6 protein-coding genes and 1 tRNA gene are annotated in these 12476 nt (G+C 67.4%); 3 read left to right on the forward strand and 4 right to left on the reverse strand.

Translation table 11 applies throughout. The annotated features are described in order from the left end of the window. Nucleotides 1-125: 125 nt before the first annotated feature. The gene (locus BSF38_RS18560) at nt 126-1538 is read left to right on the forward strand and encodes an MFS transporter (protein WP_076348079.1); all 1413 of its coding nucleotides are present in this window, start codon (nt 126-128) and stop codon (nt 1536-1538) included. 234 nt (nt 1539-1772) lie between these two features. Here BSF38_RS18560 and BSF38_RS18565 read toward each other — a convergent pair whose 3' ends face one another. The 3 genes from BSF38_RS18565 to BSF38_RS18575 all read right to left on the reverse strand — a co-directional run bounded on the left by BSF38_RS18565 (nt 1773) and on the right by BSF38_RS18575 (nt 8956). Then, nucleotides 1773-5723 (reverse strand): efflux RND transporter permease subunit, encoded by a 3951-nt coding sequence (locus BSF38_RS18565; RefSeq protein WP_076348081.1) that lies wholly within the window; start codon nt 5721-5723, stop codon nt 1773-1775. After that, the gene (locus BSF38_RS18570) at nt 5720-7180 is read right to left on the reverse strand and encodes a heavy metal-binding domain-containing protein (protein ID WP_076348083.1); all 1461 of its coding nucleotides are present in this window, start codon (nt 7178-7180) and stop codon (nt 5720-5722) included. The genes BSF38_RS18565 and BSF38_RS18570 overlap by 4 nt, the downstream gene beginning before the upstream one ends. Before the next feature lie 252 nt (nt 7181-7432). Further along, complete coding sequence (locus tag BSF38_RS18575; RefSeq protein WP_076348085.1) at nt 7433-8956, reverse strand: polysaccharide biosynthesis/export family protein; 1524 nt, start codon at nt 8954-8956, stop codon at nt 7433-7435. A gap of 243 nt (nt 8957-9199) precedes the next feature. On the opposite strand from BSF38_RS18575, the gene BSF38_RS18580 reads away from it, so the two are divergent. Together BSF38_RS18580 and BSF38_RS18585 are read left to right on the forward strand one after the other, a co-directional pair. Continuing rightward, nucleotides 9200-11425 (forward strand): hypothetical protein, encoded by a 2226-nt coding sequence (locus tag BSF38_RS18580; RefSeq protein WP_076348087.1) that lies wholly within the window; start codon nt 9200-9202, stop codon nt 11423-11425. Between the two features lie 100 nt (nt 11426-11525). Next, nucleotides 11526-11596, forward strand: a tRNA-Cys gene (locus BSF38_RS18585). A gap of 139 nt (nt 11597-11735) precedes the next feature. Here the strand turns inward: BSF38_RS18585 and BSF38_RS18590 are convergent. Continuing rightward, entirely contained in the window at nt 11736-12194 is a 459-nt protein-coding gene (locus BSF38_RS18590) for a hypothetical protein (protein ID WP_076348089.1), read from the reverse strand. Nucleotides 12195-12476 lie beyond the last annotated feature (282 nt).

The raw sequence follows: 12476 nt of genomic DNA on the forward strand, positions 1-12476 counted from the left end.
GCGACACGAGACCGCACGCGCCCCCCCGCGCCGATTCCGGAACGTCCAACAGCCCGCCTCCCCAACCGCTCCGCCAGGCCGTCCGGCGTCAATCGGCTTCACGACTCACCGGAGATCGATTTCCTATGAACCCGCACAACGACTCCGCCGTGAAGTCCTCGCCGGACGGCTCCCAAGTCGCCTGGTGGCGTGAGCTGACGGGCTACCAGTGGTTCGTCTTCCTCGTCGCCTCGCTCGGCTGGCTGTTCGACACGATGGATCAACAGCTTTTCAACCTGGCGCGCAATCCCGCCGTGACCGAGCTGCTGAAGATCACGCCCGGCGACCCCGCCCAGGCCGGCCGGATCGGCGAATACGCCGGCTACACCACCTCGATCTTCATCCTCGGCTGGGCGACGGGGGGCATCTTCTTCGGCATCCTCGGCGACAAGATCGGCCGGGCGAAGACGATGATGCTCACGATCCTGTCCTACTCGGCGTTCACCGGGCTCAGCGCGCTGTCGGTGGGGGTCTGGGACTTCGCCGCGTACCGCTTCTTGACGGGCCTGGGGGTCGGCGGCCAGTTCGCCGTCGGCGTCTCGCTGGTGGCCGAAGTCATGTCGGACCGCGCCCGGCCCTACGCCCTGGGCTGGCTCCAGGCGCTGTCGGCGGTGGGCAACATGCTGGCGGCGGTCATCAGCATCGGCCTGGGGATGCTCGAAACCTCGGGGGCGATCCGCAGCTCATGGCGCGCCATGTTCCTGGTCGGCCTGATTCCGTCGCTGCTGGCGATCCCCGTCTTCCTGAAGCTCAAGGAGCCCGAGCGCTGGAAGTCGGCCGTCCGCGAGGAAGACGCGAACGCGCAGGAGGGCGCGCCGCCGGCGCACAAGCTCGGGTCGCTCTCCGAGCTGTTCGGCGACCCGCGATGGCGGCGGAACACGATCGTCGGCATGATCCTGGCGTTCTCGGGCGTCGTCGGCCTGTGGGGCATCGGCGTCTTCAGCGTCGACCTGAATCGGATGGTCCTCCGCAAGCACTTCGAAGGGATCGGCCTGACCCCCCAGGAGATCGGCGGCAAGCTGACGTTCTGGGCCGGCATGACGCTGCTCATGTTCAACGCCGGCGCCTTCTTCGGCATCCAGGCGTTCGCCTACGTCTCCCAGCGGCTCGGCCGCAGGCCGGCGTTCGCGATCTCCTTCATCCTGGCGGCGGCCTCGACCTCGTTCACGTTCTTGTACCTCAACGAATTCTGGCAGATCTTCGTGTTCATTCCGATCATGGGCTTCTGCCAGCTCGCGCTCTTCGGCGGCTACGCGATCTACTTCCCCGAACTGTTCCCGACCCGGCTGCGGAGCACGGGGACCTCGTTCTGCTACAACGTGGCGCGTTACGTCGCGGCGGCCGGGCCGTCGGTCCTCGGGCTGCTCACCAGCCAGGTCTTCTACGGCTACGCCGAGCCCATGCGGTACGCCGGCGTGGCGATGTGCAGCGTCTTCGTCGTCGGTTTGTTGGCGCTTCCGTTCGCTCCCGAGACGCGAGGCAAGCCGCTGCCCGAATGAGGCCGGCGCCATTGCGTCAGGCGCCGGCGGTCAGGGCCATGCACTCGCTTGCGCTTCGGGCTTGTACGGAGGGGCGCGTCTGGTCCGATTACGAGCCCGAAGCGCCAGCGAGTGAATCGTGATTCGGCCGTTGGAACCATTCACTCGCTTGCGCTTCGGGCTTGTACGGAGGGGCTCGCCTGGGCCGGGATACAAGCCCGAAGCGCCAGCGAGTGCATCGCCAAGCGCCGGCGGTCAGGTCGTAAGGGCGTCGGCGTTTACTGAGCGTCGGCGCTGGAGCCGTTCCCAGCGGCGGCGGCGGACCCAGTAGAAGAGGACGGGCAGGAGCAGGTCGATGACCTCGTCGGCCACGAGGACGCCTCCCAGCACCGGCGCGGCCATCGGCCGGATGATCTCCGACGCTGGGCCCGACGCCCAGAGCATCGGCGCCAGGCCGATGACGACGGTCCCCTCGGTGAGCAGCTTCGGCCGCAGCCGGTGGACGGCGCCGTCGATCACCGCTTTTCGCAGGCCGTCGAGGTCGAGCCGCTCCAATCCCCCCGCCCGCTCGACGGCCTCACGGAGATAGACGAGCATGATGATCCCCGTCGAGGTCGCCATGCCGAAACAAGCGATGTAGCCGATCCAGACCGTCACCGACAGCTTCAGCCCTAGCAGCCACTGGAAGAACAGGCCGCCCGCCGCCGCGCCGGGGATCGCCGTCAGCATCAGCGCGGCGTCGGCAAGGTCGAGATAGGTCAAATACAGGACGACGAAGATCAGCACGATCACCAGCGGCACGACCACGGCCAGCGTCCGCCGCGACCGGACCTCGTGCTCGAACTGGCCCGTCCACTCGACGAACACGCCGGCGGGCAGGGGGACGTGGGCCGAGACGACTTCACGCGCCCGGGCGACGAATGCCACCGGGTCCTGATCGGTCGCGTTGAGCCGGACGTAGTTCCGCAACAGGCCGTTCTCGCCCTTGATGCTCGCCGGCCCCTCGACCAGCCCGACCTCGGCGAAGTCCGAGAGCGGAACCTGCCGCACGCGCGGGCCGTCGGCCGGCCCGCCGCGCGCCGGGACCAGCAGCCGGCGGATCGCCTCGTCGTCTTCGCGGCGGGCGCGGGCGTAGCGGACGACCACGGGATGGCGCTCGCGGCCCTCGACGGTCGTCGTCGCGGTCGTGCCGGCCAGGGCGGTCTCGATCACCTTGTTGGCCTCGCCGATGCTCACGCCCAGTTGCGCGGCCTTGCGGCGGTCGAAGCGGATCTCCAGGTACGACTTGCCCCGGATCGGATCGGCGACCACGTCGACCGCGCCGGGGATCGTCTTGACGACGGCCGCGATCGCCTCGGACGTCCGGACGACGTCGTCGAGGTCGTCGCCCAGCACGCGGACGCCGATCGGCGTGTTGACGCCGGTCGCGAGCATGTCGACGCGGTTCTGGATCGGCATCGTCCAGACGTTGGTCCAGCCGGGCATCGGCACGGCGCGGTCGAGTTCGCCGCCGAAGCCCACCAGCTCGTCGCGCTCGATTTGCCAGAGCATGACGCCGCGGGCGAACCGGCGCGAAAGCTCGTCGCGGATCTCGTCGAGCAGCGGCTGCGGCTCGAACGCGATCGCCGACGCCGGACGCCCGCCGTGATGATGGCCTTCGCCCCCGCTCCCGCCCGGTCCCGGCGGACGCAGCAGCGCGGCGATCGCCTCGTTCTGGAACGCCTTCGCCTTGGCATGGTGCGCGGCGACGCGCGGGTCGCGGATTTCGCCCCGGTTCAGCAGCTCGTCGACGGCGATCCGGGTGAAGACCGGCGCGGCCCGGTCGAGGAGCTCGCCGTCGACGCGCCGGACGTGCGCGCGCCATCGCGGCACGAGTCGGGCCTCTTCGGGATCTGACGGGTTCAGCGACGTCGGCGACACGCCGCTCGACTCGCGGACCAGCTCTTGATAACGCTGGTAAGCCGTCTCGCGGATCACGACGTCGAACCGCGCGATCGACTCTTCGAGCGCCTCGTCGAGCATCGCCTGCCGCGCCTCGGGCGCGGCGAGAACCTCGCGCGCGACGAGGGCGTCGAGCGCGGCGGCGAGCTGGCTGCGGGCGTCGGCCTCGCGGAGCTTGCGGCGCGGCCAGAACGCGCGCGGCCGGAAGTTTACCATGGTCTCGATCATGTCGATCGGCGCGGGGTCGGTCGGCGTCTCGGCCCGGCCCCCCTTGCCGACCACCATGTCGACCTCGGGAAACCGGCAGAGGATCATGTCGCGCGCCTTCAGGTCGTCGACGACCTCGCTGACCGTGGCGCGCGGGACCGTGATCGGCATGTCCATCACCATCCCCTCGTCGAGCGGCGTGATGAACTCGCGACCCAGCGGCTGCATGTTCTGTTCGGCCAAGAGCGCGATGATCACGAGGCTCGCCGGGGCCAGCGTCAGCCCCCAGGCGGATCGTGCCAGGAGCGCCGTCGCCGTCACCGCCAGCCCCAGCGCGCCCAGGAACACGACCCGGTTCCCCAGCGGCGCCAGGCCGATCAGGAACGTGCAGGAGATCACCCAGGCCATGACCTGCGGGCGATCGAGCAGGTACGAGAGCACCGGGCGATAGACCTCGATCACGCTTCGCACCAGCGGGTTGTCCTGCTCGGACCGCAGCCGGCCGCGGACGAGGATCGTGCAGAGGGCGGGGACCAGCGTGATCGACAGCACGGCGACCGTCACCAGCGCGAACGACTTGGTGTACGCCAGCGGCCGGAACATCTTCCCCTCGACGCCCCCCAGCGCCAGCACCGGCAAGAACGAGAGGAGCATGATGACGACCGAGAAGATGATCGGCCGTCCCACCGCCAGGCAGGCCGGCAGCACGATGTGCGCGACGTCGCCGCGGACGGGGCGGTCGCCGAAGTGATCGTGCAGCCGGTGCATCACGTTCTCGGCCATCACGATCGACGAATCGACCAGCACGCCGATCGAGATGGCGATCCCCGCGAGCGACATCGCGTTCGCCTGCACGTCCAGAACGCCGACCCGCCGCAACACGGCCATGATCAGGAACGAGCCCAAGGCCGCAAGCGGCAGCGTGACGGCGATCACCAGCGACGTCCGGAAGTGCAGAAGGACGATCAGCACGCAGATCGTGGCCGAGACCATCGCCTCGACGACCGTCGTCGACACCGTGGCGATCGCCCCTTCGATCAGCGGCGTGCGATCGTAGAACGGTCGGACGCGAACGCCCGGGGGCAAGCCGGCGCGGACTTCACCGAGCTTCGCCTGGATGCGCCGGGTCACCTCCAGAGGATTCTCGCCGGCGGCCATCAACACCACGCCGCCGACCACCTCGTCGCCGTCCTTTTCGAGCACGCCGCGACGCGAGCCGGGGCCGATCGCGACGTTCGCCAGCTCGGCCAGGCGGACCACGCCGCCGGCGATCGTCGGCACGACCACTTCTTCGAGATCGCGCACCGCGCGGTCGCGGTCGAAGCCAGCGTCGCCCAGTCGCGGCGATGCGCCGAGCCAGCCGACCCCCTGCACCACCGTCTCGGCGTTCCCTTGCTCGACGACGTGCCCCCCGGCGCTCGAGTTCGACGCCGCCACCGAGTCGAGCACGTCCTTCAACAGAACTCCGCGCGCCTTGAGCAAGCCGGGATCGACGGCGATCTGGTACTCGGTCGGGAAACCGCCGACGCTCGACACCTCGGCGACGCCCGGCACCGAGCCGAGTTGCGGTCGGACGTACCAGTCTTGCACCGCGCGGAGGCGTCCCAGGTCGAGCCCGCCCCCTTCGACCGTGTACCAGAAGATCTGGCCGGTCGCCAGTGCGTCGGGCGTCAGCTCGGGCCGGACGTTCTGGGGGAGCCTCCCTTGCGCGCGGGCCAGCCGCTCGCCGACCAGCCGGCGCGCCTCGTCGAGCGGCGTGGCATCGTGGAAGATCACGCTCACGAGCGCGAAGCCGACCTCGCTCGACGACCGCACGACCCGCACCCCGCGAATGCCGTTCAGCTCCAGGACCAGCGGGTACGTCACCTGATCTTCGATCTCGCGGGGACTGTGGCCCTTCCACTCGGTGAAGACGAGGATCTGGTTTTCCGACAGGTCGGGGATCGCGTCGACGGGGGTCTCGCGGACCGCCCAGACGCCCAGGGCCGCCATCACGAGGGCCGAGGCGATCACCAGCCAGCGGCGACGGATCGAGAACCGGATGATCGCGTCGATCATGGAGACACGGCCGCTTTCGCCAGATACTTTGCTGGATTCTTCTTGAGCGGTGCCTCGCAACCTTCGCAGCAGACGAAGACGACCTTGCCCGCGACGTCCACCCGCGCGGGGACGCCCATCGAGCCCAGCGGCTTCTTCGTCACCGGGCAAATCTTCTGTGTCTCGGCGATCGCCCGATCCGCCGGCGCAAGCTGTTCGAACGGCGACTCGGCGGCGGTGATCGTGGTCGCCGTCCGGGCCGTGGCGCCCGGTCCGGCGCCGAAGTAGGCGGCGGCGAGGCTCGGGTTGAGCCGGGTTTCGGCGTCGAGCAGGAACGCCCCGCGCGCCACCACGCGCTGGCCGGCTTCGAGGCCCGAGACGACCGGCTGAAGCTCGCCGCAGCGCGGGCCGAGGACGACCTCGACCCCCTGGAACATGCCGGGCATCGTCTCGACGTAGACGACCGATTTCGACCCCGTCTGGACGACGGCCGAGAGCGGCACGGCGAGCACCTGGCCCTCGGGGCTGAACGATACGATCCGGGGCTTGAGGATCATCCCGCCGCACTCGTCGCAGGCCGAGCCGGGCTTGTCGGCGACGACCTTTGGGTGCATCGGGCACCAGTACCGGACGCGCTGATGGTCGGACAGCGGATGCGGCGCGCGGGCGAGCGCGTCGACCGCGCACCGGCCTTTTTCCGTCTCGACGATCTCGGGATGCTGCGGGCAGATCCAGACCGTCCGCTTCTCGCCCGGCGTGATCGCCGGCGGTTTGCGCGGCATGGTCTTAAACGGCGCCAGCTCGGCCACCGGGCGCTCGATCGTCGTCGTCGCGTACGCGCCGGCTTGCAGCTCGCGGCCCGGATCATCGACGACGACCACGGCCTCGGCCGGTCGGGCGCCGTCCTCGCGCGCGGGCTCGATCCGCTCGACGCGTCCATTCCAGGGCTCGCGCTCCGGACGGTCGCCGGCGGCGATGACGGCCTTCGCGCCGGCGACGACCCAGCCGGCGTCGCGCGTCGAGAGTTCGACGCGGAGCGTCGCGCGGTCGCCGTCACGCTGGATCACGCCGCCGGTCGTCAGGTCGCGGGCCAGCGGCTGGTACTCGACGGGGAGCGTCTGCACGCCGGCGAGCTGCACGCGGTAGGGGGAGATCTGCATCCGGGCGACGACTCCGCTGGGCAGGGGCGTGGCGTCCCCCTTCTTGCGGCGGACCAGACCCATGTTGCAGACGCCGCACTTGCCCGGCCAGTCGGAGAGCACGCCGGGGTCCATCGGGCAGAAGTATTCCGTATCGGTCGACACCGCGTGCGACGTCGTGGTGTCGAGCGAGGACGGCCGCGTCCACTTGTCCCAACGGTTGCGCACCGCGTCCCACTGGCCGACCACCAGGCCGGCCGCGATCAGGACGGCCGGAATCCGCAGCCGCACCTGAATCATCTTCAACAGGGAGACGAGCGATCGTCCGTAGCGAGTCAAACCGGATTCCTCGGAATACAAGCCTGAAGCGCCAGCGAGTGGATGGCTCGGAATACAAGCCCGAAGCGCCAGCGAGTGCATTGTTTTGCTTTTGCTTCAGCGAGCTGGCTCGGAATGCACTCGCTGGCGCTTCGGGCTTGTTTTCCGCTCCCCGCTCGCTCGTGGGCAACTTGCCCCTCAGAATAATACTTTATCCTCTCCGCCCGTCGTCGCTCAACTTTTTGCTTCAACGCGCCTGGTCGAGGTCGGCCGTCACTTCTCGGCCTTCGGGGCGTCGGGCTTGACCGGGAGGCTGCGGAGGAGGATCTCGCGGAGGGTCTCCTCGTTGAAGACCGCGCCTTCGGGACGGTTCAGCTCCTTGATCCAGAACTCGACGAGATTCTTGATCATCACGTCCGGCTGGTCAGGCGCCGCCGTCTTCACCGTGCGGAGCATCAGCGCCTCCTGCAGAATCGAGTTAATCACGTCCTGAACCGCGGAGGAAATCCGGTCGAGCTGGATCGTCTTCTTGGCGATGTCGCTACGGCCGACGATGATCCGGTCGTTCGGGAAGATCTGGTAGTTGGTCGCCGTCTCGCCTCGATCCTGGATCGCCTCCAAATCGACCTTGAAGACCTTGCCGGGCTTGCCGTCGCGGCCCGGCCGAACCAGGCGGATGTCCTTGGGGTCGGCCGTTGCGACAAAACCACCGGCGAATTGAAGGGCATCGAGAACCGTCTCATTCCCGCTGATCGGTATCTTGCCCGGCGCGCCCACGTCGCCCAGGACGAAGTAGTTTTTGGAGTTGTACGCCGTCACGTCGACGAAGACGCGGTCGGCCTGGTCGGGCGGAATGATCGCCCATTCGTGTCCGAATTCGTCAACACGCGTGCCGGCCTTCGGTTCCTCTTTCACCGGTGACGTCTGGGACCCTTTCTTGACGTTGATGCGGATCGTGATCTCGGCGTCGTCCTGGAGTGGGACCTCGATGGGCTTCGCTGATTCTTCGGCGGCCTTTGGCGGCACCTCGTTCGCGGGCTCGTTGGGAGTGGTCGGTTGCAGGTGACGGCCGAAGTACAGGCTCGGGGCATTGCTCGCCCGCCTGGGCTCGCTCGGACTCTTCTGCCTCATCTCGGAGACGACGCGAACCCTCCGACGGGCAGGGGCCGTCGCTCCCGGGCTTGAAACCGCTTTCGGCTTCTCTTGCGGCTCTTCCTGTTGATCCAGGTTTTCTTGCGGCTTCTTGAATAGTCCCTCATCTTTCACGGGAGGGTTGGGCAGGAGCTTTGGATCATCCTTGGGAGGCGCGGGGTAGTCGATTCGGAGGCCGAGGACCTCATCGGACAGTATTTTCCTGAGGTGCTTGATGATCTTGACCCGCGTCTGTTCGATCGTCAGTCCTCGGACGTGAACTTCGCCGTAGAACCCGATATTGATCGTACCGTCCGGCCGAACCAGCCGCTCGCCCGAGATCGGCCGGCCTGGCAGGGCTTGGAGCACTTCGACCAGGACGAGGTCGGGCGGCTCGATCCGGTACGCCGGCTGGTCGATCATCGCCCCTTCGTGCGGAGGGGGGGTGTCGGGGATTTCGGGCAAGGGCTGGGGCGAAAGGTCGAAGGCGTCGAATCGCTTGTCGATTTCGGCTGTCAGCGCGTCTTCCTTGCTCAGTTGAGCAGAAGGAGCCGACGCCTCGACCTTCTCCTCCGATTTCGCATCCTGGGCCGCCGCGCCGAACGCGCCGAGGGCCAAGAAACCGCCGACGACGCAGGCCGTCGCGAACTTCGCGGATCGATTCATGAGCGGGTTCCCTCGTGAGCCGGGCGGTGTCGCACGCTTCAAGACATGGCGGTGGGGCGTATCTTGCAGCCTACGCCTCGCATTAAAGCATCGCAATCAAAAAGCCGTTGGAATCGATTTGAAATCATCTCGTCCGCCTCGTGCTTGAATATCGGCGTGGTCAGCGCTACGATGAGCCAGGCGTGATGATGCGAACGAGGCGACGCCCGTGGGGCTCGCTCCTGGAATTCGAGACCACGGCCGATGGAATCCGAGTCGTCGGACCCACGAAATCTCTCGATTTCGACGCTCCCGACGTGGGCCGCGACGGCGGTGGTGGGGGTTCTCGGGGTGTTGGCGGTCCACCACCCGATGCTGCTCTCGGGGTTCGGTCGAATCCAGACCGACCGGGGCGACACGCGGCTGCTCCACTACCTGCTGGAGCACGGCTACTTGTGGGTGGTCGGGGCGCCCGGCCACCGCGATTTCTGGAGCGCGCCGTTCTTCCATCCGCTCACCAACGTTATTGCCTATTCCGACTCGCTCTTGAGCTTCGGGCCGTTCTACTGGACGTGGCGGTTCGCGGGAGCGTCGCCCGACCTGGCGTTCGGGCTCTGGATGACGTCGATGACGGTCCTGAACTACGCGGCCGGCCTGCTGCTGTTCGGCGGAGGGCTGGGTTTCGGAGCGCCGGCGACCGTCGCGGCGGCGTCGCTGCTGGCCTTCGGCGCGCCTCGGGTCAACCAGCTCGAACATCAGCAATTGCTGCCGTTCTTCTATGTGCTGTTGACGCTCTACGCCTTCGCCCGCCTGTTCCGCGAGGATTCGCCGTCGCCCGGCCGGCGGCTGAGACTCTGGATGCTGGCCGCCTTCGGGGGGGCGGCCCAGCTTTACGGCGGCGTCTACCTCGGGTGGTTCCTGGTCATGGCCCTCGTTTTGACGACGATCACGGCGCTGGCGGTTCGGTCGTCGCGTGGGGCCGTCCTGGCCGTCGCCCGGCGCGACTGGTGGGCCGTTGCGGCGGCGACTGCCGCGGGGGTGCTCGTGATGCAGCCGTTCCTCGCTCATTACCTGCCCGCCGCGCGGGAAATGCGATCGGTCTACCTTCCGTTTCGATACTATCTGCACCCGACGTTCGGGTCGTGGTGGAACGTGGGCAAGGACAACTGGTTCTGGGGGTGGCTGATCGCCCGCCGGCCGTTCGTCGGCAGTCTGCTCGAAAACGAGCACCGGCTCGGGCTTGGCTTCATCACGACGGCGGTATGCGCGGCGGGGCTTTACCTGGGGCGTCGGCAGCCTTGGTGCCAGGTCGCGATCTGGTTTCTGTTCCTCTGCCTGCTGGCGACGAGCTTTCTGCCTGGCCGCGAGCTGATCGTCGTGGCGGCCTGCCTCTGCTGCTACGGGTTCGGCTGCCTCCTCCGTCAGACGGACGAGCCCCTGATCACCGCCTTGACGTTCGTCGTCGTGCTCGGTGTGCTGGTCGGCGTCCCGTTCCCCAACCCCTGGCTTAAAGCCATGTCGCTGGCCTTCGTCGTTCCATGCCTCTGGAAGATCGGCGTGGAGCGAGGCGAGGCCGACGGCTGGGTTCTCCCGGCGATCGCCGTGGGGCTGGTCTGCCTGAAGCTGTTCGCGCTCGAGGTCGTCGCGATCATGGCGGTTCCGATCGCGCCGGCGGCTGGCCTGCTCGCGTACTACCTGCCGGCCCGGCGTTGGGAGATCGGCTTCGGCGCCGTGGCGACGATGATCGTGGCCCTCAGCCTCCTGACGTTCGGCGGACGGCTCGAGGTATTGATCGGCGGTGTCGCAGGGGGGCTCGCCGGCGTGGCGGTCGGCGCTCCTCAGAAACTGCGACCGCCGCCGCTGGTTCTGTTGCGCGTTCTGGCGGTGTCGCTGGCGGTCCTGGCGTTGCTTTACGATGCGGACTCGCTGTGGCTTGGCTACTCGCTCAAGCTGCCGGGCGCGCTGGCGATCCGGGCGGTCGGCCGTATCGTCCTGATCCTGATGATTCCCGCCGCGCTGGGACTGGCCGTGCTTGTCGAGCGACTGGCGCGCGACCGCTCGGCGGCGCTCGCCTGGACGGTCGCCTTGATCTGCCTGGCCGAACAGACGGTGACGACCCCGGCCTTCGACGCCGCCGCCAACCGGGCGAAGATCGCCGGCGTCGCCGGCCAGGTGGCGCCGACCGCCGCGGCCTTCTATTACAAGCCGTGCGAGGACGAGCCGTTCGTGCATTACGGGCTCGACGCCATGTGGGCGTCACTGGCCGTCGGCGTCCCGACCATCAACGGCTACACGGGATATTACCCGTCCGCATGGTACGGCTTCCTGCTGGCGGATTCGGAGGTCGGCCTTCCTTTGAAAGTCCTGCTGGAGCGATGGGAAGCCGATCACGGCCTTCGCGCCGAGGACGTCCAGCGGATCGGCGGCGATCTCCCTCGCCCCGACGCTCGGAAACAAGAAACCCCGATCGGCTCGCAGGCGTCGAACTGAGACGCCGAGTCGATCGAAAAGCGAGAGGTCCCGCCGAGAACGGAAAACGGCCTTGCCCCCGGGAGGGCAAAGCCGCTAAGATGGCTCCCTCTGAAGTATGGGCGGTGTAGCCAAGTGGTAAGGCATCGGTTTGCAAAACCGTGACCCCGAGTTCGAATCTCGGCACCGCCTCTCAAGTCTTCCTCTCCAATGCCAGGACGGTCGCGGCTGAATCCTGGACTTCCCGAGTCGGCCCTTGCGGGATCGTTTTTCGACTCGCGTTCCTCCGCTCCTCAAGAGCTTGACCGGTCGTCAGTTTCGCGATCCAACCTCATTTGTCGAAAACACTGGAAAAAGTCGATGTGCTCGTCCAGCTCAGGCATGAGGTGGTGGTAGGGGCCTGAGCCTGGAGCGTCCGGAATCGATAGACCGAGTAGCTCGGTTGCGCCTTCCGGTAGGCCGGGCCGGGGTAGAAGGTCCGTTGTTGGAAGTCGGAGATCCACTGCGAGCCGTCGTACATCATCATGTGGCCGTGCGGATGGCCGTCGAATCCATCGATAATGGCGACGTCGCCCTTGGCATAGCCGTTGGCCGGGCTGAAATTCAGCTCGATGAATCCAATCGCCTTGAGGCTTGGTCCATAGTCCTTGGCTGAACCGTGGCGGTTCAATGTGACGCCCCCCGCCTCGATCGCCTCACGGGTGTACTGGGCGCATTGCCCCTGGCTGGTTGACGCCGCGTGCGACTGGAGATGCGTGACCGCTTTGTCCAGGTCCCAACCGTCGCTCATGGGAGGTTCCTTTCGTCCCCGAGTCTCTAGCGCGCTGCCGAGAACGGCCTTACTTCGCTGGATTTGACGATACGTCTCCTCGAGACTTCTATCAATTGAAAATCGCCCCGCCTGACGGCGCGCGCAATTCGAGGCTCGCCCGCGCGGGCTCGAAACGAGCGCCTTGAATCGCTCGATCGCCAAGTTCGGCGCGACCTGGCCAATTGCTGTTTGCATCGTGGCTGACGTCTCTATACCATCCAGGGGTTGAGTAATGACGGGGAAGGGCGAGAATTCCAGGCT

The organism is Paludisphaera borealis, from assembly GCF_001956985.1.
Classification (GTDB): domain Bacteria; phylum Planctomycetota; class Planctomycetia; order Isosphaerales; family Isosphaeraceae; genus Paludisphaera; species Paludisphaera borealis.

Excerpts from the sequence above, each read along its gene's own strand:
- BSF38_RS18560 (WP_076348079.1), top strand. The coding sequence starts at position 126 with ATGAACCCGCACAACGACTCCGCCGTGAAGTCCTCGCCGGACGGCTCC.
- BSF38_RS18565 (WP_076348081.1), bottom strand. The coding sequence starts at position 5,723 with ATGATCGACGCGATCATCCGGTTCTCGATCCGTCGCCGCTGGCTGGTG.
- BSF38_RS18575 (WP_076348085.1), bottom strand. The coding sequence starts at position 8,956 with ATGAATCGATCCGCGAAGTTCGCGACGGCCTGCGTCGTCGGCGGTTTC.
- BSF38_RS18580 (WP_076348087.1), top strand. The coding sequence starts at position 9,200 with ATGGAATCCGAGTCGTCGGACCCACGAAATCTCTCGATTTCGACGCTC.
- BSF38_RS18590 (WP_076348089.1), bottom strand. The coding sequence starts at position 12,194 with ATGAGCGACGGTTGGGACCTGGACAAAGCGGTCACGCATCTCCAGTCG.